The sequence below is a fragment of the Pseudarthrobacter sp. lyk4-40-TYG-27 genome, assembly GCF_030209295.1.
Taxonomy (GTDB): domain Bacteria; phylum Actinomycetota; class Actinomycetes; order Actinomycetales; family Micrococcaceae; genus Arthrobacter.
In genome coordinates this window covers 70,283-91,110 of record NZ_JARVSH010000001.1, presented here as the reverse complement: position 1 = coordinate 91,110, position 20,828 = coordinate 70,283, and the positions used below count along the sequence as shown (strand labels likewise).

The following is a 20,828-nucleotide window of genomic DNA, read 5'->3' as shown; positions in this document are numbered from 1 at the left end:
GGCCGGCCGTGTCCCGCCCGCCATCCTATCCAAGACCGCGGGGCCCGGAACGGCAATGGGCACCCCTCCCCATGCGGGCCGGGCAGGTCTATCCTTTTGCCATGACCGAGCTTCCAGACAGTTACAAGGAGTACCTCGCCGGCAAGAACCAGTTGTTCGTCGACACCGTCAGGCCGGTCCTGATGCAGTCCGCGGCGGACAAACTGCACGGCGTCCGCGTGGTGGACACCCACCACGGACACCAAGCCCACCTGGACGATACCCTCCCCTTCGGGGTGGTGCTGGAGGACATCGACTAACCCCTGACAGCTCCCGACAGCGCCAACGGGTTGCCGGCGCCGCGCGCCACGATGCCGTAGAGGGCCAGCACCGGCAGGGAGTACAGGATGGAGAAGGCGGCCAGCTGGCCATACGCCACGGCCCCGTACTGGCCGAAAAAGCTGAAGATCGATACCGCCGCCGGCTGGTTGGCTTCAGAGAGCAGGAGCAGGAACGGTACGAAGAAGTTCCCCCAGGCCTGGATGAACACGAAGATAAACACCACGCCGAGGCCCGGGCCCATGAGCGGCAGCACGATTGAACGCAAGGCAGCCAGCCGGGATGCCCCGTCCACCCAGGCGGCCTCCTCCACGGCCAAGGGCACCGCATCCATGAAGTTCCTGGTCATCCAGATGGCCATGGGCAGGCTGGTCGCGGACAGGAACAGCACTGTGGCGGGCAAGGAATCCAACAGCTGAAGCTGAACGAACAATCCGTACACGGGAACCATGATGGCCGTCACCGGCAGGCAGGTGCCGAACAGGATGCCGTAGAGGAACGGGGTGTTGAACCGCGACCGGAAACGGGAGAGCGGATAGGCAGCCAATACGGCCGCTGCCAGCGTCACGGCACCGGTCCCTGCAGAAAGCAACAGGCTGTTCCACAGCGGCCGGAACAGCAGCTCCGGGGTGAGGACTGCGGAAAAATTGTCCAGGGCAGGCCGCAGCGGAACTTTGGTGCCATGCCCGGCGGCCGGGTCCAGCGAACCGAGGACCAGCCACAGCAGCGGCAGCACGAAGCACGCGCCGATCACCAGCAGGACGGCATCCGCCACCGCGCTCCCCCGCGGACGGCGGCGGGCCCGTGGCCGGACGGCAGTCCGTGCGGCGGTCACGGCCTCTGCTCCCGCAAGAGTCGAAGATAGGCGGCCCCGAACACTGCCCCGATCAGGATCAGCACCGAAGCGACCGCCGTGCCATAGCCGATATCGCCGAATTTGAAGGCCTCCTGGTAGGCCATGACGGGCAATGTGGAGCTGCCGTTGGCCGGACCGCCCGCGGTCATGACCCAGATCAGGGTGAACACGGCGAGGGTCTGCAGCGTGACCAGCATCAGGTTGGTGGCGATGCTGCCCCGGATCACCGGCAGGGTGATGAACACCAGCCGCTGCCAGGCGCCGGCACCGTCCATGTGTGCCGCTTCGGTGAGCTCGGCCGGCACCCCGCCCAGCGCCGCGCGGTACACCAGCATGGAGAAGGCGGTGCCACGCCACACGTTCGCCATGATCACGGCCAGCATGGGCACGGCGTAGAGCCAGTCGACCTCCGCCAGTCCCATCCCGCCGAGCAACTGGTTGAGCGTCCCGTCGCGGCTGAAGAAGGCGTAGGCAGCGAAAGCCGCCACGATTTCGGGCAAGACCCAGGCGGCAACGACGGCGGTACCCACCACCGCCGAGACTGCGGGCCGTGCCCGGCGCAGAAGGACCGCCAGGGCCAGTCCCAGGACGTTCTGGCCCAGAACGGCGGAGCCGCCCACGAACAGCACCGTCAGGGCCAGCGAGAGCGGGAACACCGGGTCCTGCAACAGCCGCTGGTAGTTCTCCAGACCCACCCATTCCGGGTTCCTGGCATGCCGGCCGGTCAGTCCGGCATTGGTCAGCGAGGCCTGGAACGCCCACAGCACCGGGCCCGCCAGGAAGACAGCAAGCAGCAGGACGGCCGGCAGGACCGGCAGGTAGCGGGCGAGCTGCCGACATTGGTGGTGGCGTGCCACCGCTACTTCCGGACGGTCTTGTCGCCGCCCACGAGGCCTGCCACGGCCGTGTCGTAGTCGGCGGCCGCCTGCTCCGGGGTCCTCTTGCCCGTGATGACGGCTTCGGTGGCCTCCTGGACGGCAGCGGAGATCCGGGGGTAGTCCGAGGTGGCGGGGCGGTAGCGGGTCACCGACACCAGGCTGGACACGTCTTTGACGAAGGGGTTGGCGGACTGGTAGCCCGGATCGGCTGCGACGTCGGTGCGGACGGCGATCTGTGAACTGGCGACCGTGAACTGCAGGGAGTTCTTTGCATTCAGCGCCGTGGTCAGGAACGTGAAGGCGAGGTCAGGCTGCTTGGTTTCCGCGCCCACGGCCAAGGTCCAGCCGCCGGACATGCTCACGGCACCCGGTGCCCCGCCGTTCTGCGTGGGGAACGGGGCCACGCCCATGTCCTGCGCGTACGCCGGCCATTCGTAGCTTCCACCTTTTTGCCAGAACGACGGCGTATAGGAGCCTTCCACGGTGGCGCCCAACTGTGCTTTCGGGAACCAGTCCCCGAACACCTTCTTCCAGACGTTCGGGTCCAGCGCATCGGCAGGCGGCACTGCGAGGCCCTCCTGGTAAAGCGTCTGGAGGAAGGCGAGTGAATCCTTGAAGCCTGCTGAGCCGACGACCCACTTTTTCGCATCCTGGTCATAGAGGCCGGCACCGGTGCCGTAGAGCAGCTCGTAGAACCCCTGCATCACTGTTCCCTCGCCGGTGCCTTTGCCGGCGTACATGTTGAACGGGATCACGGCGGGGTTCGAGGCCTTGATCTTCCTGGCGGTGTCCAGGAGGTCCTGCCAGGTGGCCGGGCGCCAGGGCAGCGCGATGCCCGCGGCTTCAAAGACTTTCTTGTTGTACCAGATGGCCCGTGTGTCGGTGCCCAGCGGCACTGCGTAGGTGCCGCCGTCGTCCGCCTTCCCGGCTTCCTTCGCGCCGGCGTCGAACTTGTCCCAGTCTTCCCACGCCGCCAGCCGGCTGTCCAGGTTCAAGAGGTACCCGGCATCCACGTCCGAACGGACCTTGAAAGTGTCTTCGTAAAAAACGTCGGGGGCGGTGGCAGGCGACCTGAGCGCGAGGGCCAGTTTGGTGCCGTAGTCGTCGTCGTTTGCCTGGATGGGCTGGAGTTCAACGGTGATGCCCTGGTGCGCTGCTTCGAACTCCTTCTTGGCGTCCTGGAACATGGTGTCCAGTGCGGTGAAGGAATCCGTCTTCTGGTAGGCCACCTTGATCGTCTTGCCGCCTGCAGGATCGGCGGGAGTACAGCCGGCGAGGGCCAGTGCTGCGGCGGCCAGCAGGGACACCGTGGCGGATACCCGGCGAAGCATGGTCCGGTCAGCTTTCCAGCAGCAGCCGCTGGGCGCGGGGCGCGAGGGTATGTTCCAGGACCAGCGATGCTGCGCCGATGGCGCCCACGTCCTCGCCTACGCCGGTGCCCACAACCTCGATGGGGTGGATCAGGCGGGCGGCGCTGTTGGTATCCAGGAGGGACGGGATCAGCTCCAGGTAGCGTTGGGACAGGCAGGTCCAGAACGGCCCGCCGAAGACAACCCGTTCAACATCCAGGGTGTTGGTGACCACTGAAACTGCGCGTGCCACCAGGACGGCTGACTTGTCCAGGATGGCGGAGGCCCGTTCGTCCCCGCCGTAGGCGCGTGCGCAGAGATCGGCGAAGCTCTGCTTGATTTCGGCGGCACTGCTGGCGGGGGGCCCTTCCAGGATGCCGGCCGCTTCCGCCTCTGCCACCAGCACCTGCGGGATGCAGGAGGATTTGACGCAGCCCCGCTGGCCGCAGTCGCAGGGAGGGCCGTCCGGATCCACCACGATGTGGCCGATCTCGCCGGCATTGCCGGAGGTTCCGCGAATGACCTCGTCGTTGAGGACGATGCCGCAGCCGATGCCGGTCCCCATGTACATGAAGACGAAGCTCCCCGCGCCGCTGGGGCCGCCCGCCCAGGTTTCCGCCACGGCCGCGCTGGTGACGTCCTTGTCCACCAGCACCGAGTAGCCGGTGGCCCTGGCCAGCGCCTCACGCAGTTCCACCCGGTCCCAGCCCGGCAGCAGCGGCGGGTCCACCACGGTGCCGTTGTCCAGGTCGATGGGGCCGGGAGCGGCCACGCCCACGCCTGCGATGCGGCTGCGGTCCACGCCGGAATCGGTGACGAGCTGCGCCAGTTCCGCGGCGATGGTGGTGATGACGGCGGAGGGATCGTTCCCGCCCGGGGTCTTGATGCGTGAATGCCGGACCACCGCCCCCACGAGGTCCAGGACCACGAACGTGGTCACTGCCGGGTCAAGGTGGACACCCAAGGCGTACATTCCGCCAGGGTTGAGCCGCAGGATGGTGCGTGGCTTGCCCGGTCCGCTGCCCTCTTTGCCGGCTTCCACGATCAGGTTCTGGTCCAGCAGGCGCCGGGAAATATTGGAGATGGTCTGCGGGGACAGGCCCACGATCTGCGCGAGTTCCACGCGGCTCAAACCGCCGGTGGTCCTGCGGATCGCGTCGAGGATGACGGTGAGGTTGAAATCCCCCATCCTGGGCAAGTTGGTTCCGCGCCTCGGAGAAGATTGGCGGATCTCAGACACGGTGTCCCCTAAACGTCTTCGGCTACCTGCATACGGTGATGCTTTGAATCGTACGTTACGGGCGGGCGCCCGCCCACATGGCCGGGCGGCGGCGCGGCGCGGGAACGGTCCACGTCAGCGGCGGGTTGGCGGTGGGCGCCGGTCAACGGGTGGCAGCCGCCGGCCCGGATCAGCGGGGACGGCGGACGCTTCGCGTGACGGTGAATTTAGGATTCATGCCTTCCACGACGGTGGGTCCGACGTGCCGTTCCAGCGCCGGCAGGTAGGCAAGGTGCCGGTTGAAGACCGTCCACAGCTCCCCGCCGGCGGCCATGACGCGTCCTGCCGCCTCGATCATCTTGATCCCGGCGCCCGCGTGGACGCCGGCGCCAACGTGGAAGGGCGGGTTCAGCAGGACGGCATCGGCAGCGCCGTCGGGGAAGGTACTGAGCGCGTCATCCTGCAAGACAGTGATCCGGTCCGCCAGGCCGTTCGCCCGTGCGGTGGCGAGGGCCGACTGCACGGCGGCCGCGGACTGGTCGGTGGCCGTCACGGCGGCGCCAGGGAACTGGCGGGCGTACATGGCGGCGAGGATGCCGGTGCCGCAGCCGAGGTCGACGGCGTGCCGTGCCGGTTTCATGGCGGGCAGGAACGTCAGCAGGAATCGGGTGCCGATGTCCAGTTTGGCGCCGGCGAAGACAGCGCCGTGGGCGGCAACGTCAAGGTCCAGCTCAGCGAGGTGCTCCACCACCGGAAAGCGTGGCGGTGCGGCCGGCTTTGGTCCGGCGGCCAGGACCAGCCGCGACTTTTGCCGGGCGAGCTGCGGCTGGACGGACGCGAAAAAGCGTTCCAGGACCGCGTTCATGCCCAGGGACATGTGTTTGACCCTGCCGCCGGCCAGCAGCAGCACCCCGGGGGCCGCATGGCGGGCGACGGCAGCCGCAATCTCCTCCAGCTCCGCCAGGGTCTTGGGCAGTTGCAGCAGGACAGTTTCCGCGCCTGCCAGGAGCTCAGGCCCGAGGGGCAGCTGGACGAACTCCGTGCCGTCACCGGCGTATCCCGGCAACTGTGCGTCGCATTGCGCGGCGTTCAACCGCAGCGCCCGCTCCCCCGTCACCAGGTCCTGGTGCACGCGCAGGGAGGCCGGGGCGAGGACTGCGGAGGCGCCCAAGGTCAGGGCGCCGTAACGGTCACCGATGACGGCAATGGTGCTGCCGGACCGGCCAAGCTGCACAGCGGTGTCCAGGAGCAGCCGGTCCGTGGCGTCCCAGGCGTGGAGGTTGGGCGCTTCAACATCGGGCCGCCGGCGCAGGACATCGAAAATCTCCGCCAGGGTATGTGCTGCCACCGCTGTCCTGCCGCCTTCTGTCGTCCGTGCCGGCCCCGGGTTCCCCGGAGTCACCCCCACGTTACCGTTTCCGCCGCCGGAGCCATCCCGGGCAGTGCCGCGATGGCTGCCACTGCAGCCCGGCCGGCCCGGTTGGCGCCGATGGTGGACGACGACGGACCGTAGCCCACCAGGTGGACGCGCGGCTCAGCTGCCACCTGGGTTCCTTCCATCGCGATCCCGCCGCCCGGTCCGCGGAGGTGGAGCGGGGCAAGGTGTTCCAGTTCGGCCCTGAAGCCGGTGGCCCACAGGATGACGTCCGCCTTCAGGAAACTGCCATCGGCGCGGCGGACTCCGTCCGGTTCGATGGACGTGAACATGGGCTGCCGGTCAAGGACGCCGCGCTCCCGTGCTGCGCGGAGCGCCGGAGTCCAGATTAGTCCGGTCGCCGATACGACGCTTTGCGGCGGGAGGCCCCGGCGGACACGGTCCTCCACCAGGGCCACTGCGTCGTGCCCGGCCCGGGCATCGAAAGGGGCGTCCCGCCAGACCGGTTCCCGGCGCGTGAACCAGCTGGTGGACGTCACCCGGGAAATCTCGTCCAGCAGGCCGACGGCGGAGATGCCGCCGCCCACCACAATCACGTGCTTGCCCGTGAATTCAGCGGCGGAGACGTAGTCGGCAACGTGCAGCTGGCGGCCGCGGAATGAGGACCGGCCCGGGTAGATGGGCCAGAACGGGCGGCTCCAGGTGCCGGTGGCGTTGATGAGGGCCCTGGCGCTCCAGACGCCGTCGGACGTCTCCACCCTCAGCCGTCCGGCTGGGTCCTCGTCTTCCCGCCGGACAGCACGCACTTTGACGGGCCGGTGCACGGCAAGGCCCAGGGCGGCCTCGTAGCCGCCAAAGTAGCGGGTCAGGAATTGGGAGCTGGGCTCGGTTGGATCGACGTCCGGTTTGGGGATCCCCGGCAGGTCGCTGATTCCGTTGACCGTTGCCATGCGCAGGCTCTTCCACCGATGCCGCCAGGCACCGCCCGGACCGTCCTCGGCGTCGAGCACCGCAAAATCGAATCCCCGGCGCTGCAGGTGGTAGGCGGCGGACAGGCCGGCCTGGCCCGCCCCGATGACCACCACATCGGTCGGCTCAGGAATCACTCCCCAATGATAGTCGCGGAGGGCAGCACAGCCTTAGGGTGGGCCCATGGACACTGCGGGAGCCACCAAGGCCACGGGACATGCTGACCGGCTGGCAACAGCGTTGGGGGTGGTGCTGGGGACGGATCGGATCCCCTTGCGCCTGAGGGCCTGGGATGGCTCCGAGGCCGGGCCCGCGGACGCCCCGGTCCTGGAGTTCAGGTCCCGCCGGGCACTCCGGCGGATGCTGTGGTCACCGGGGCAACTGGGACTGAGCCGGGCGTATGTAGCGGGTGAGATCGACGCTCCGGGAGACGTGTTCGCGGCCTTCGGGGCACTGAGCTCGGCAGGGAAGTTTGCCGAGCCCGGCCCCTTCCGTCCGCCCACTGCCCGCGAACTGTTGCTGCTGGCACGGACTGCGGTCAGGCTGGGCGCGGTAGGTCCCAACCCGGTTCCGCCGCCGGAGGAGGCCCGCATTGCACGGAAGGGCCGGATGCATTCCCGGGGCCGGGATTCTGCCGCCATCTCCCATCACTACGACGTCGGCAATGATTTCTATGCCCTGGTGCTGGGATCCTCCATGGTCTATTCCTGCGCGGTATGGCCGGCCGCCGGTGCGCCGGATCCGCAGGCGCCGGACGTGGGCCTGGACGCCGCGCAGGAGGCCAAACTGGACCTGGTCTGCCGCAAACTGGGCCTCCAGCCCGGGATGCGGGTCCTGGACGTGGGGTGCGGCTGGGGCAGCTTCGCCCTCCACGCGGCCGCCAGGTACGGGGTCAGCGTGGTGGGGGTGACGCTGTCGACGGAACAGGCCGCCCTGGCCGCCAAGCGGGCTGCAGATGCCGGCCTCACCGGCAGCGTGGAGATCCGGGTGCAGGACTACCGGGATGTGCACGACGGACCGTTCGACGCCATCAGCTCCATCGGCATGTCCGAGCACGTGGGCCGGGCCCAGACCCCCGCCTACGCCGCAGCGCTCTTCGGGCTGCTCAAGCCCGGCGGCCGGCTGCTGAACCACGCCATCTCCTGGAATGCCGGCCCCACCAGCCCCGATCCCGACTCGTTCATTCCCCGGTACGTTTTCCCCGATGGGGAAATGATCAGCCTGGGCGAGATGGTGGCCGCCTTGGAAACAGCCCGGTTCGAAGTCCTCGACGTCGAGGCCCTCCGCCGCCACTATGCCCTGACCCTCCGGGCCTGGGTCCGGCGGCTGGAAGAGAACTGGGACGAAGCGGTAGCCCTCGCCGGGGCGGGGCGCGCCAGGGTATGGCGCCTCTACATGGCGGCCAGCGCCCTGGGCTTCGAAAACGGGCTGACCGGCGTCAACCAGGTCCTTGCCCGCCGGCCGGGCGGGGCTGAGCCGCCACTGCGCCGCCACGACTGGTTGTGACACCAGGCCCGGATGGGCGGCTAGGCCACTGGCGACGGGCCGCCCGGCTGGGTGTAATGCTGGGTCTGCTCGATCTGCACGACCTTCGGGTCGGTCTCATCGGCGGCGTAGTCCGTGGGCCGCGTCAGGTCCTCCCCCGTCCGGACCTTCAGTGCCCGCAGCACCACGGTCAGGACGACGGCGACCACCAGGTTGAGCGCGAACGCGGACACCGCGATGTACACGCTGAAGTCCGTCCCCGGGAAGGCGGCCACCGAGCCACCAAAGTGCGCCTTGGTGACAGGGTTGACCACGTTATAGGCGGAGACTGTTCCGAATACGATGCCCACTGCCCAGCCGGCCAGGAGGGCCCACCGGTCGAACCAGCGGGTGTACAGGCCGGCCACTACCGCCGGGAACGTTTGCAGGATCCAGATGCCGCCCAGCAGCTGCATGTTGATGGCGGCGGACTGGTCCATGGCGATGACGAAGACCAATGCGCCCACCTTCACCACCAGGGAGACGATCTTGGATACTTTCGCTTCGGTCCTGGCGTCCACGTCGGGCCGGATGAAGTCGCGGTAGATGTTGCGGGTGAACATGTTCGCGGCGGCGATCGACATGATCGCTGCCGGCACCAGGGCACCGATGGCGATGGCGGCCAGCGCGATTCCCGCGAACCAGGCCGGGAAGTGGTCAAGGAACAACTGAGGGACCACCAGCTGCGGGTTGACCGATCCATCCAGGTCGATGGGCTTGGTCCCGGCCTGGATGGCCACGAATCCCAGCAGGGCCAGGAAGCCGAGCATCAGCGAATACAGCGGGAGGATCGCGGCGTTGCGGCGGATGGTGTTCCGTGCCTTCGAGGCCAGCACGGCCGTCACGGAGTGCGGGTACATGAACAGTGCCATGGCTGAACCAAGGGCGAGTGACCAGTATGCGGAGTAGTTGGCGGCGCCTGGAATGAAGACGCCGGCCGGCTTGCCCGTGGCCTGGTTGACGGTGCCCAGTTTGGCCTGCGCGGAATTGAAGATCGTGTCCCAGCCACCAAACTTGATGGGCAGGTAGATCACGGCCACGATGACGGCGAGGTAGATCAGCAGGTCCTTGACCACGGCGATCATCGCCGGTGCACGCAGCCCCGAGGTGTACGTGTAGGCGGCCAGGACCACGAAAGCCAGGATCAATGGCAGGTCGGTCAACAGCACGTTGCCGGAGCTGCCCAGGCCCAGGACCGTGAGCACCGCCTTGATGCCGACAAGCTGCAGCGCGATATACGGCATGGTGGCTACGATTCCGGTGACTGCCACCGCCAGGGAAAGCCAGCGGCTGCCGTACCGGCCGCCCACGAAGTCGGCCGAGGTGACGTAGCCGTGGCGGTGGGAGACCGACCACAGCCGGCTCATGATGATGAAGATGATCGGGTAGAGGACGATCGTGTAGGGGACGGCGAAGAAGCCGCTGACCGCGCCCGTGGCCCACATGGCCGCCGGGACCGCCACAAAGGTGTAGGCGGTGTAAAGGTCACCGCCCAGCAGGAACCAGGTGATCCAGGTTCCGAACCCGCGGCCGCCCAGGCCCCACTCGTCAAGGCTGTGCAGGCCCTCCACTTCGGTTCCGCGCCGCCACTTGGCAGCGAGGAACCCCATCACGGCCACGACGACGAACAGCAGCACAACGATGACCAGGGCGGTCCAGTTGATTTCGCGCCCGTTCATGGCCGGTCCCCTCCCCGGCCGGGCCGGGCGGAGGCGCCACCCGCCCTCGGCGGGCCGCCGGCCCGTGCTTCAGCCCGCCGTCGTCGGTCTTCCCTGGTGACCAGCCAATAGGCTGTGCCGGTCAGCACGGCGGAAATTGGCACCCACGCCAGCTGGTACCAGTAGAAAAACGGCATGCCGCCCAGCCGGGGTGCGTCAAAGGAGTACAGCTGCGGCATCAGCGGGAGGAGAATGGCTGCCGCCAGCAGGAGGCCGGCCCCGATATACGGAGCCGGCCTGGCCGGTCCCCGGATGGCTGTATCACGCGACAGCGGCGTCCCGTGGGGAACCCCTTCGCCATTCGCACCGTAACCGGACTCATTCGCCTGGGACATCTGCGACCTCCTCGTCAGCGACGTCCCGGGGCTGGACTCTGGTGAATGAAGACCAGCGGCGGGACGCTGTGCCCTCCATGATCAGTTGTACGCCGGTTTGACCTGCGCGGGAAGGGTTTTGCAACGGGGCCGGCCCGCTTCCAGGGAGCAATGGAAAAGGGAACCATCACCAGGTGATGGTTCCCTTTTTCCTACTTTGCACGGTGGAGCTGAGGGGACTCGAACCCCTGACCCCCTGCATGCCATGCAGGTGCGCTACCAGCTGCGCCACAGCCCCGTACTTCGCGTTCCTTCGGTTGATTTCCCCGGAGCAACCTGACCAGAGTAATGCACTTTTCCGCTGGACGCCAATCGGGCTTTTCCTGCAGCACCGGCGGCGATGGACCACCGCCGAAAGCTGCCCCGGCGGCTGCCGCGAACAACGCAGAACAAAAAATCCGCCGGAACCGTGATGGTTCCGGCGGATGTCCGGTGGAGCTGAGGGGACTCGAACCCCTGACCCCCTGCATGCCATGCAGGTGCGCTACCAGCTGCGCCACAGCCCCGGAATGTTGCCGCTCCGAGAAGCTTTGTTCGGGGTCTCCCCCGAAGCAACTCAAATATCTTAGAACAGCAATTCCGAAAATTCCAAATCGGGAATATTCACGGATCTGGCGTCTCGCCTACTCGCCGTCGGCCGCCGCACCGGCTTGGGCGGGGACGTCGTCGCCGAGCTGCAGGTCCACCACCGGGCAGTCCTTCCAGAGCCGCTCGAGGGCGTAGAACACGCGGTCTTCCTCGTGCTGGACGTGGATGACGATGTCCGAGTAATCCAGGAGCACCCACCGGCCACCGGAGCGGCCCTCGCGGCGCACCGGGCGGAGGTCCTGCTTGGCAAGTTCTTCCTCGATGCCGTCCACGATTGCGTTGACCTGGCGTTCGCTGGGTGCAGAGGCGATGAGGAAGACGTCGGCCAGGGCCAGCCGTTCGCTCACGTCAAGGGCCACGATGTCGTGGGCTATCTTGTCAGCGGCAGCCTTGGCGGCCGTACGGGCCATGGCGATGGACGTTTGTGTTGCAGTCACGGGACTCCTTGTTTGGGTTAAGTGTTTGTTGCCGCTGGTGGGATCAGCGGGACATGCCGGTGACGATCAGGATGATGCCGGCAACCAGTGCCAGGATCCCGAACGCGAGGATGCAGAACTGGAGGACCCGGTTGCGGCGCGCCCTGCTGAGCCCTGCTGTTGCGGCGTCCAGCGGATCAAGGCCGTAGGCGGACCGTGCGGGTACCCGGGGCAGGTCTTCGAAGAGGTCTTCGGACTGGCCCTCCGGCCGTGCAGCCGGTTTGGGCCGGCCGGCCGCCTTTGCGGCCGCTTCGGCCCTGGCAATCACCTGGGACCGGCCGGTGCCGGACTCGGCTGGCGCTGCTTTGGTACGGGCTGCCGGCCGGCGTTTGCCGCCCGCCTGGACCTTCGTACCGGGCCGGGTGGTGACCGGAACATGCGAAGTTGCCGGCGGTTTCATCACCGGGCGCTCCACGCCGGGCACCTGGACGAACTCAAGCGGCGTGACCATGGCAAGGTTGCTGGCGGTGGATGGGCCGGATTTGTCCTGGGTGCCCGCAGCCGCTGCCTGCTTCGCGGGATCTGCGGCTTGGGCCTGGCCTCCCGCCTGTTCGGCGAGTTTTTGCCGGGCCATCGCCCGCCGGTTCATGACAGCGGCCCTCTCGGCCAGCGCGATCTGTTCGGCGAGGATTTCCGGGTCCACCGCTTCGGGGTCCTGGGAGGCGATGTGCTCCATTTTGGCGATCTGGTTCCGCGCCTGTGCGGCGATGAGGGCCCGTGCTTCCAAGGCCTGCTCCACGGTCATGCCGTCCGGGGCGGAACTGCCGGCTTCCGTCGTAGGTCCCGGGTTGACGGTGTCACCTGGCGCACTGTTCTTTCCGCCGGCGGGCTTGGCTGTGGGCGCAGGAGCTCCGGCGGCCGGCGGGGAGGTTGGGCCGGCCGCGGGTGGAACCACTGGATTGGCGGCCGTCAGTGCCTGCTCCTTGAGCTGCTGCAACCGCAGCTGGCGCCGGGTGGGCGGACCGCCGGCGGACAGCTGCCCCTCCTTCTCTTCGAGCTCCTTGATGGTGCGCAATGCGGCGCGGTCGCGGGCACGGATCTGGGATGAGCGCTGGGGGGCCGACTGGCTTGGAACAGCCTCTGGACGCGCGGCAGGCTCGGCGCTTGCGGTCGAGGCAGGGCGGACCGCAGGGTCCTGCGCGGCAGGTGCCCGCCTGGCAGGTTCGGGCGCACCCTCGGCCGGCCGATTCGCGGCAGGCGGGCGTTGCTCCGTGATGGCCGGGGTGCCCTGTTGGGCGTCCCTGGCCTTCCGGAGTTCCCGGCGGCTGCGGATGGGAGGCTGTTCCTGACTCATTGAGAACTCATTCAGTACTGGCTGGTTCGCGTGCTTCGGAAAGTGGTTCATCCGCGCCTGCCGGCGGATCGGCATAGAGGTCGTACTTGGCGATGTACTGCACCACCCCGTCCGGGACCAGATACCACACCGGATGGTTCGCTGCCACGCGGGCACGGCAATCCGTGGACGAAATGGCCATGGCAGGCACTTCCAGGAGACTGACGTCCTTACGGCCCATCCCGTCCAGGACGTGCCCCGGGCGGGTGACTCCCACGAAGTGGGCCAGCGACCAGAGCTCGTCAATGTCTTTCCAGGACAGGATTTGCGCCAAGGCGTCAGCACCCGTGATGAAGAACAAGTCGGCGTCCGGCCGCTGGGCCCGGAGGTCGCGCAGGGTGTCGATGGTGTACGTGGGACCCGGCCGGTCCACGTCGACCCTGCTGACGGTGAAACGTGGATTGGAGGCCGTGGCGATCACGGTCATCAGGTAACGGTGCTCAGGCTCGCTGACCTGTTTATGGGACTTTTGCCATGGCTGCCCGGTAGGCACGAAGACCACTTCGTCGAGGTCGAATTCGGCCGCGACCTCGCTGGCCGCCACCAGGTGCCCATGGTGGATGGGATCGAACGTCCCACCCATGACACCAAGCCGCAGCCTTCCCCGGGCACCATTGCGGTGCAGGTTGTGCGAAATGTTAGTGGCCCTGCCCGCGATCGTGCTTGTTGGGGTGCTGGCGGTGCGGATCCGCGTGCTCTTCGGTGGCCGCGTGCCGGTTGCCCAGGTTGTTGTAGGACAGCGTGATGAACATCAGGACCACCAGGATGGCGAACATTGACACGCCGAAGACCCACGGCTCTGCCAGCAGCGGGGCGGGCTCCTCATGGGCTGCGTCGCCTGCCGCGGCGATGGACGTGACGATCTGCTGGAGCAGCATTTTCTCCCCTATGGTCAAGGATTTTCAGGCAGCGGAACCTTCCGCTGCTTTCTAAGGTTCTGGTCTATGTTACCGCGTTGCTACCCGCGGACCTGGCCTTCGCCCTGGACAATCCACTTCGTGGTGGTCAGCTCGGTCAGTCCCATCGGGCCGCGGGCGTGCAGCTTCTGGGTGGAGATCCCCACCTCGGCGCCCAGGCCGAGTTCACCGCCGTCGGTAAAGCGTGTGGAGGCGTTGACGATGACCGCTGCGGAATCCACCTCTGCGATGAACCGTTCAGCGTTGGCGAGGTTGTTGGTGAGGATCGCTTCGGTGTGGCCCGTGGACCATGTGCGGATGTGCTGCACGGCTTCGTCGAGGCTGTCCACCATGGCCACGGCAAGGTCCAGGTCCATGTATTCCGTGGCCCAGTCTTCGTCCGTGGCCGGCTCCGCGTCGATCCCGGCGGGCAAGGCTGCACCGATCCGTTGGTCCACATGCAATCGGACCCCGGCGTTTCGAAGGGCTGTTGCGACGGCGGGCAGCACGGTCGCGCCGGAGTGGACCAGCAGGGTTTCGACGGTGTTGCAGACGCTGGGCCGCTGGGTCTTGGCGTTGAGCAGGATCTCCACCGCCATGGTCTCGTCCGCGGATTCGTCCAGGAAGATGTGGACGTTTCCCTCTCCCGTCTCGATGACCGGCACGGCGGAATTGGTCACCACCGTCTGGATGAGGTCGCGGCCGCCGCGGGGAATCAACACGTCCACCCGGCCGCGGGCCTTCATCAGGACATTGGCGCCGGCGCGGCCGAACTGGTCCACGGTCTGGACGGCGTCGGCCGGCAGGCCTACGGATTCGAGGGCTTCGCGCAGTACCCGCACCAGGACCTGGTTGGTGGCTTCTGCTGCACTGCCGCCGCGCAGGATGACGGCGTTGCCGCTCTTGAGCGCCAGGCCGGCGATGTCCACAGTGACGTTGGGGCGTGCTTCGTAAATGGCTGCCACAACGCCCATGGGCACGTTGACCTGGCGGAGGCGCAGTCCGTTGGGGAGGGTTTGGCCGCGGACAACGTTGCCCACGGGGTCCGGGAGGTTGGCCAGGTTCTCGAGGGCCGCCACCAGGCCGTCAACACGGCTTTCGGTGAGGGTGAGCCGGTCCAGGAGCGCTTTGGAGGTGCCGTTGTCCCGGCCGCGCCGGACATCCATGGCATTGGCTGCGAGGATTGCCTGCACGTTCTCCTGCAGGGCCGCGCCCACGGCCCGGAGGCCGCGGTCCTTCCATGCCCGGTTGGCGGTGGCCATGCTGCGGGCGGCGTGGCGGGATCGGTCCGCGATGGCGTGGACTGCCGCTTCGACGTCCGCTGCGGCGGCCGGCACCCCTGCCTCCTGTCCTGCCGCCGGGCCCGGCTGCGCGTGGTCAGCAGTGGTTCCGGTATCAACGGCAGCGTGGATCAGGGCGTCAGTCATAGTCCAAGTTTAGGCGAGCCGGGGGCCTGGACCAGCACCAGGTCATCTACATGAACAACTTCGCGGTCATAGCCGCTGCCGAGTTCCTCGCCCAGCTCCCTCGTGGAGCGCCCCAGCATGTGCGGCAGCTCCTGGGATGAGTAGTTCACCAGTCCCCGGGCAACTACGGTGCCGTCGGCACCGGCCAGTTCGACGGCGTCGCCCGCTTCAAAGTCGCCATGCACCGCCGAGATGCCCGCCGGCAGCAAGGACGTGTGATGGTGGCGCACGGCCCGCACCGCGCCGTCGTCCAGGACCAGGCGGCCCTGCACGGACGCGACATGTGCCAGCCAGAGGAGGCGGACGGGCTTGCGCGAGCCGTTCACGGAGAACCAGGTGCCAACGTCCTCGCCGTTCAGGGCGGCGGCGGCGTTGGGCGTGGATGTCACCAGCGCGTGGATGCCGGAGCCTGCCGCCATGCTGGCGGCTTCCACCTTGGTCATCATTCCTCCGGTGCCCACCCCGGCCTTGCCTGCTTTGCCAATGGACACGCCCTCGAGGTCCTGCGCTCCGGTGACCAGCGGGATGCGCTTGGCACCGTGGGCCGGCGGACCGTCGTAGAGGGCGTCGACGTCGGACAGCAGCACAAGCGCGTCGGCGCGCACCAAGTGTGCCACCAGGGCGGCGAGCCGGTCGTTGTCGCCGAAGCGGATCTCGTGGGTGGCCACGGTGTCGTTTTCGTTCACGACGGGGACCACTCCGAGGCTGAGCAGCCGGTCCATGGCGCGGAGGGCGTTGGTGTGCTGGCTGCGGCGCATCAGGTCCTCGGCCGTAAGCAGGACCTGGCTGACAGTGACGCCGTGGGCGCCAAACGCCTGGGTGTACCGGGCCATCAGGAGGCCCTGGCCCACGCTGGCCGCCGCCTGCTGGGTGGCCAGGTCCCGGGGACGCTTTTCCAACCCCAGCGGGGCCAACCCGGCGGCGATGGCGCCGGAGGATACCAGGATGATTTCGGCACCCGCGTTGCGCTTGGCGGCGAGGGCGTCGGCCAGCGCGGTGAGCGACTCCTCGGAAATGCCGCCCTTGATGCTGGTCAGTGAGGAGGACCCCACCTTCACCACGATGCGGCGGGCATCTGCCAGCAGGCTTCTGTCCGCGGAGCCCGCAACCGGCGCCGCGTCCACGACCCTAGAGGTCATCGTCCGCTTCCATTCCACTGTCCTGGACGGGGCGGGCAGCACGGCGTCCGCTGACGGACTCGGTCCAGATACCGGCTTTGCGCTCGGCCTCGAGTTCGGCACGGGCGGCGGCTTTGGCGTCGCGGCGTTCCTGCTGTTCCTCACGCTTCTGGCTGCGGGTGGGGCGGTCGCCGATATCGGCGAACCGGACGTCCGTGCCACGGGGTGAAGCCAGGAGTTCCGCGCCTGCCATCATGGTGGGCTCCCAGTCGAAGACAACGCCGTCGTCCTCGCCAATGACCACCGTATCCCCCGGCTTGGCGCCCTGCTTGAACAGTTCGGTTTCCACGCCCAGCTTGGCCAGCCGGTCGGCAAGGTAGCCGATGGCTTCCTCGTTGGTGAAGTCGGTCTGCTTGACCCAGCGCTCGGGCTTCTCGCCGAGGACACGGAACAGCGGCTCCAGGTTCTTTTCCTCGCGGCGGATCTTGAACCCGGTTTCATTGACGGCGCGCGGCCGGAGCACGACCGGCTGGACCTTGGGAGGTTCGGCCGCGACGGCGTCGCGGGCGGCTTGGACGATTTCGGCCATTGCGAAGCCGAGCTGGCGCAGGCCCTCGTGGCTGGTGGCGGAGACCTCGAAGACGCGGTAGCCGCGCGATTCCAGTTCCGGGCGCACGAATTCTGCCATGTCCTTGCCGTCGGGCAGGTCCACTTTGTTCAGTGCGACGAGGCGGGGGCGGTGGTTGAGGGGGACCACTTGGCCGTCGGAGCCTGCGTAGCTCATGTCCACCGCGTACTTTTCGAGTTCGCCTTCGATGATTGCGAGGTCCGAGAGTGGATCGCGGTCGGATTCGAGCGTGCCGCAGTCGAGCACATGCACCAGGGCGGCGCAGCGCTCAACGTGGCGCAGGAAGTTGTGCCCGAGGCCCTTGCCTTCGCTGGCGCCTTCAATCAGGCCGGGGACATCGGCAATCGTGAAGCGGACGTCGCCTGCCTGGACGACGCCCAGGTTGGGGATGAGGGTGGTGAAGGGGTAATCGGCGATCTTGGGCCGGGCGGCAGACATCGCGGCGATCAGGCTGGACTTGCCAGCGGACGGGAATCCCACCAGCGCGATGTCTGCAATGGACTTCAGTTCCAAGACCACGTCGCGGGATTCGCCTTCGATTCCCAGCAGGGCAAAACCGGGAGCACGGCGTTTCTGGGAGGACAGGGCTGCGTTGCCGAGTCCGCCGATGCCGCCGGCGGCGGCCACATATTCGGTGCCTTCACCCACCAGATCGGCCAGAACGGTGCCGTCCTTGGACTTGACCACGGTGCCGTCCGGAACGGGAAGGACCAGGGTTTCGCCGTTCTTGCCGCCGCGCCAGTCGCCCATGCCGGGTCCGCCGTTGCTGGCGTGCCGGTGCGGCGCGTGGTGGTAGTCGAGGAGGGTGGTGGTCTGGTGGTCCACCCGGAGGATCACGTCGCCGCCGTTGCCGCCGTTACCGCCGTCGGGCCCGCCAAGGGGCTTGAACTTCTCACGGTGGACGGAAACGCATCCATGGCCGCCGGTACCGCCGGATACATGCAGTACTACCCGGTCTACAAAGCTGGCCACGTGGATCTCCTCAGATGCTGTTCAAGCGGCGCCCGGGGACGCCACAACGATTGTAATGCGGTTAAAAGAACAGTGGAGCGGGCCCTCAGGCCCGCTCCACCGCTTCAAAACTGGTTGTTACTCTGCGGCTGCAGCAGCAACGATGTTGACCACGCGACGTCCGCGGCGGGTGCCGAATTCAACGGCGCCCGGGGTCAGTGCGAACAGGGTGTCGTCACCGCCGCGGCCTACGCCGGCTCCCGGGTGGAAGTGGGTGCCACGCTGGCGGACGATGATCTCGCCTGCGGAAACGACCTGGCCGCCGAAGCGCTTGACGCCGAGGTACTGTGCGTTGGAATCGCGACCGTTGCGAGTGGAGCTCGCGCCCTTTTTATGTGCCATCTGAAATGCCTGCCTCTAAATTCTGGGGAATCTGTTGAAATGCCTGAACAGTAACCGGTGGTTACTTGATGCCGGTGATCTTGACCTTGGTCAGTTCCTGGCGGTGACCCTGGCGCTTCTTGTAGCCGGTCTTGTTCTTGAACTTCTGGATGACAATCTTAGGACCACGCAGGTCCTGGAGGATTTCAGCCGTAACAGTTACCTTGGCCAGGTCCTTGGCTGCGGAGGTGACCTTGTCACCGTCAACCAGGAGCAGTGCGGGCAGCTCAATGGTGCTGCCGGCTCCACCGGCGACGCGGTTCAGGGTAACGAAGTCTCCAACGGAAACCTTCTCTTGGCGGCCGCCTGCGCGGACAATCGCGTACACCACTTGGGAACTCACTTCTCTCGACGTTTATAACAAAATTTGCGTGCGGAACCGACTCAATAAAAGCCTGGTTTCTCGCTGTGCCTCAACGCCGTGGGGTCATAACCCAAGTGTTGGCGTAAGCACCGAAGATCCAGAATACGCTAAATCCGTCTCCAGCCGCAAATGAGGCTGGTTCCGGAGGGCCGGCTGTGATAGTAACCACAGCATGGCATGCAGCGCCGCAACCGTGCGTATCCATTGTAGCCGGGGCGCCGCCGTTGGGCGTCAGGAGTGAATGCGCGGCGCGTCGAAGAATTCCACTTCGAGCCGGCAGGACTGCTTGAACGCCGTGACCATGGCGGCCTGTTCATGGTCGGAGGCCTTCCGTCCGGCCGCATCCACCATGGCGATGGCCTGCCGGGTGGCCTCGGCGAAGCCCTCGTCGGCATAGGTGCGGAGCCACGCGGCGTAGGCGTGCCCGTCCGGTTCGCCCGCCGCGAGGAACCGGGCGTGCAGTGTCCTGCCAACCTCGGCGTAGAGCCAGAAGCAGGGCAGGACGGCGGCGGCAAGGACGGCATAGCTGCCCGACGCCGAGACGGCTGTGAGGTGGTCGACGTAGGACTTGGTGACGGGTCCCAGGCCCGTCTGCCCGGGCCGGGTGCTGAGCCATGAGCGGTGCAGTTCCGATTCAACCTCCAGGCACTGCCGGGCCGAGCCTGCCCAGAACAGCTGCTCCTCTTCGGAGGGGGCCAGGGCACTGGCACGGGCCAGGACCCGGGAGTAGCCGTTGAGGTATTGGGCGTCCTGGGCCAGATAGTAGGCAAAGTCCTTTTCCGCCAGTTCGCCGGAGACCAGGCCTTGGATGAAGTCCAGGGCGTAAATATCCGCCAGGTCCTGCCGGGCTTCGGCCCAGAGCCTGGCCGCGAAGCCGCCTTCCGGCAGGTGGGGCCGCACATGGTGGAAGTGGTGCACGGGCCCGTTCCCGTGGCCGACCTCCAGCCTGCCGGAATCCTCAAGCGCTCCGGCCAGCCAGGGCTTGACCGTCCGCAGCGCCCCTTCCCAGTCGCCCAACCGGGCCTGGACCGTGGCCATGGCAGAGGACAGCGAACAACCCGTCCCGTGGCTGTTGCGGGTGTTGACGCGGGGGCCGGGCACTTCCACCACGTCCCGGGCCAGCACACCGGCGGTGTTCACCAGGGCGTCCGGGCAGCCTTCGCCTGACAGGTGTCCGCCTTTTACCAGGACGGTGGCGCCGGTGGCATCCGCCAGGCGCCTGCCCTGGTCCAGCGCACCTTCCCAGTCCCCCGCTGGCTCTTCGCCCACCAGCATGGCCAGTTCGGGCAGGTTGGGGGTGATGAGGTGGGCAAGCGGGAGCAGGTCGCGGAGGGCGGCTTCGGCGGTTTCCTTCAGCAGGCGGTCGCCGCTGGTGGCCACCATCACCGGGTCCAGGACTACGACGGCGGGACGCACCTTGTCGAGCCATTGCTGGACCGTGCGGATCACCGCTTCGTCGCCGAGCATGCCGATCTTGACGGCGTCGATGGTGATGTCGTCGCTGACGGCATCGAGCTGCTGCGCCAGGAACGCAGCAGGCGGGACGTGGACGGCCACAACGCCACGGGTATTTTGCGCCGTCAGTGCCGTGATGGCGGCCATGCCATATCCGCCGTGCGCTGCAATGCTCTTCAGGTCCGCTTGGACTCCTGCTCCGCCGGATGGATCCGAGCCCGCAATGGAGAGGACCCGTGGGATGTCGCGGCCCGCAGGGGTGCCGGAGGCGTCAGTGGAGGCACTTGGCAGGGGCATGGAGAGGGTCGAAGACAACAGACATCCCTTCGCCGGTACTAGCCGGACAGGTTCAACGGGTGTGGATCTCAGCCGGCCTTCTGCGCGGCACCCCGTGTCGGTTTCCCAGCCTAGCCGGTGGCGCGGTGCCCGGCTAAAGGTGACAGCGGCCAGATGCAGGAAGTCCCCGCCCCGTGGACTGTTCCCCCTGTACTTTCGGGGGGAATGGTCCACGAGACGGGGACTTCACCTTTCG

At 67.3% G+C, this 20,828-nt stretch carries 20 protein-coding genes, 2 tRNA genes and 1 riboswitch; of the genes, 2 read left to right on the top strand and 20 right to left on the bottom strand.

Annotation, left to right across the window (positions count from 1 at the left end; all coding sequences use genetic code 11):
- The first annotated feature begins 71 nt into the window (after positions 1 to 71).
- A complete protein-coding gene (locus tag QRM96_RS00460; RefSeq protein WP_018761550.1) occupies positions 72 to 299 on the top strand; it encodes a hypothetical protein in 228 nt (75 codons plus the stop codon).
- On the opposite strand, the gene QRM96_RS00455 is transcribed toward QRM96_RS00460, so the two are convergent.
- The 6 genes from QRM96_RS00455 to QRM96_RS00430 all read right to left on the bottom strand — a co-directional run bounded on the left by QRM96_RS00455 (position 296) and on the right by QRM96_RS00430 (position 7,101).
- Positions 296 to 1,153, bottom strand: coding sequence for a carbohydrate ABC transporter permease (locus QRM96_RS00455; protein WP_502934870.1), 858 nt, complete (start codon positions 1,151 to 1,153; stop codon positions 296 to 298). The two genes, QRM96_RS00460 and QRM96_RS00455, sit on opposite strands and share 4 nt — an antisense overlap.
- Entirely contained in the window at positions 1,150 to 2,031 is an 882-nt protein-coding gene (locus QRM96_RS00450) for a carbohydrate ABC transporter permease (RefSeq protein ID WP_285317924.1), read from the bottom strand. The genes QRM96_RS00455 and QRM96_RS00450 overlap by 4 nt, the downstream gene beginning before the upstream one ends.
- Before the next feature lie 2 nt (positions 2,032 to 2,033).
- Positions 2,034 to 3,383 carry an extracellular solute-binding protein gene (locus QRM96_RS00445; protein WP_285317922.1) on the bottom strand — a complete coding sequence of 450 codons (1,350 nt, stop codon included), beginning with the start codon at positions 3,381 to 3,383 and terminating at the stop codon, positions 2,034 to 2,036.
- Between the two features lie 7 nt (positions 3,384 to 3,390).
- Positions 3,391 to 4,590, bottom strand: coding sequence for an ROK family transcriptional regulator (locus tag QRM96_RS00440; RefSeq protein WP_133831660.1), 1,200 nt, complete (start codon positions 4,588 to 4,590; stop codon positions 3,391 to 3,393).
- 220 nt (positions 4,591 to 4,810) lie between these two features.
- Positions 4,811 to 5,968, bottom strand: coding sequence for a class I SAM-dependent methyltransferase (locus tag QRM96_RS00435; protein ID WP_285317921.1), 1,158 nt, complete (start codon positions 5,966 to 5,968; stop codon positions 4,811 to 4,813).
- Between the two features lie 50 nt (positions 5,969 to 6,018).
- Complete coding sequence (locus QRM96_RS00430) at positions 6,019 to 7,101, bottom strand: FAD-dependent oxidoreductase (protein WP_285317920.1); 1,083 nt, start codon at positions 7,099 to 7,101, stop codon at positions 6,019 to 6,021.
- Between the two features lie 46 nt (positions 7,102 to 7,147).
- On the opposite strand from QRM96_RS00430, the gene QRM96_RS00425 reads away from it, so the two are divergent.
- Positions 7,148 to 8,470 (top strand): class I SAM-dependent methyltransferase, encoded by a 1,323-nt coding sequence (locus tag QRM96_RS00425; RefSeq protein WP_018761557.1) that lies wholly within the window; start codon positions 7,148 to 7,150, stop codon positions 8,468 to 8,470.
- A gap of 20 nt (positions 8,471 to 8,490) precedes the next feature.
- Here QRM96_RS00425 and mctP read toward each other — a convergent pair whose 3' ends face one another.
- The 14 genes from mctP to thiD form a co-directional block, all read right to left on the bottom strand.
- Positions 8,491 to 10,167 carry a monocarboxylate uptake permease MctP gene (mctP, locus tag QRM96_RS00420; protein ID WP_018761558.1) on the bottom strand — a complete coding sequence of 559 codons (1,677 nt, stop codon included), beginning with the start codon at positions 10,165 to 10,167 and terminating at the stop codon, positions 8,491 to 8,493.
- Positions 10,164 to 10,541 (bottom strand): DUF3311 domain-containing protein, encoded by a 378-nt coding sequence (locus QRM96_RS00415; protein ID WP_018761559.1) that lies wholly within the window; start codon positions 10,539 to 10,541, stop codon positions 10,164 to 10,166. The genes mctP and QRM96_RS00415 overlap by 4 nt, the downstream gene beginning before the upstream one ends.
- A 204-nt stretch (positions 10,542 to 10,745) precedes the next feature.
- Positions 10,746 to 10,818 (bottom strand) — tRNA-Ala (locus tag QRM96_RS00410).
- A 195-nt stretch (positions 10,819 to 11,013) separates the two neighbouring features.
- Positions 11,014 to 11,086: transfer RNA gene (locus tag QRM96_RS00405), tRNA-Ala, on the bottom strand.
- Positions 11,087 to 11,203: 117 nt separating this feature from the next.
- Positions 11,204 to 11,605 carry a ribosome silencing factor gene (rsfS, locus tag QRM96_RS00400; protein WP_026264528.1) on the bottom strand — a complete coding sequence of 134 codons (402 nt, stop codon included), beginning with the start codon at positions 11,603 to 11,605 and terminating at the stop codon, positions 11,204 to 11,206.
- Between the two features lie 43 nt (positions 11,606 to 11,648).
- On the bottom strand, positions 11,649 to 12,938 hold the full coding sequence (locus QRM96_RS00395) for a hypothetical protein (protein ID WP_133831664.1): 1,290 nt from the start codon (positions 12,936 to 12,938) through the stop codon (positions 11,649 to 11,651).
- A 7-nt stretch (positions 12,939 to 12,945) separates the two neighbouring features.
- Complete coding sequence (gene nadD, locus QRM96_RS00390; protein ID WP_018761562.1) at positions 12,946 to 13,560, bottom strand: nicotinate-nucleotide adenylyltransferase; 615 nt, start codon at positions 13,558 to 13,560, stop codon at positions 12,946 to 12,948.
- 55 nt (positions 13,561 to 13,615) lie between these two features.
- The gene (locus QRM96_RS00385) at positions 13,616 to 13,855 is read right to left on the bottom strand and encodes a hypothetical protein (RefSeq protein WP_018761563.1); all 240 of its coding nucleotides are present in this window, start codon (positions 13,853 to 13,855) and stop codon (positions 13,616 to 13,618) included.
- Between the two features lie 80 nt (positions 13,856 to 13,935).
- Positions 13,936 to 15,300, bottom strand: coding sequence for a glutamate-5-semialdehyde dehydrogenase (locus QRM96_RS00380; RefSeq protein WP_285317917.1), 1,365 nt, complete (start codon positions 15,298 to 15,300; stop codon positions 13,936 to 13,938).
- On the bottom strand, positions 15,297 to 16,478 hold the full coding sequence (gene proB, locus QRM96_RS00375) for a glutamate 5-kinase (protein WP_109044464.1): 1,182 nt from the start codon (positions 16,476 to 16,478) through the stop codon (positions 15,297 to 15,299). Before proB ends, QRM96_RS00380 begins: the two co-directional genes overlap by 4 nt.
- Positions 16,468 to 18,057 (bottom strand): GTPase ObgE, encoded by a 1,590-nt coding sequence (obgE, locus tag QRM96_RS00370; RefSeq protein WP_109044463.1) that lies wholly within the window; start codon positions 18,055 to 18,057, stop codon positions 16,468 to 16,470. Before obgE ends, proB begins: the two co-directional genes overlap by 11 nt.
- 117 nt (positions 18,058 to 18,174) lie before the next feature.
- The gene (gene rpmA, locus QRM96_RS00365) at positions 18,175 to 18,438 is read right to left on the bottom strand and encodes a 50S ribosomal protein L27 (RefSeq protein ID WP_009372867.1); all 264 of its coding nucleotides are present in this window, start codon (positions 18,436 to 18,438) and stop codon (positions 18,175 to 18,177) included.
- 61 nt (positions 18,439 to 18,499) lie between these two features.
- The gene (gene rplU, locus QRM96_RS00360; RefSeq protein ID WP_018761567.1) at positions 18,500 to 18,808 is read right to left on the bottom strand and encodes a 50S ribosomal protein L21; all 309 of its coding nucleotides are present in this window, start codon (positions 18,806 to 18,808) and stop codon (positions 18,500 to 18,502) included.
- A 264-nt stretch (positions 18,809 to 19,072) separates the two neighbouring features.
- On the bottom strand, positions 19,073 to 20,593 hold the full coding sequence (gene thiD, locus QRM96_RS00355) for a bifunctional hydroxymethylpyrimidine kinase/phosphomethylpyrimidine kinase (RefSeq protein ID WP_285318352.1): 1,521 nt from the start codon (positions 20,591 to 20,593) through the stop codon (positions 19,073 to 19,075).
- A 7-nt stretch (positions 20,594 to 20,600) separates the two neighbouring features.
- Positions 20,601 to 20,698: riboswitch (TPP riboswitch) on the bottom strand.
- Positions 20,699 to 20,828: the final 130 nt, after the last annotated feature.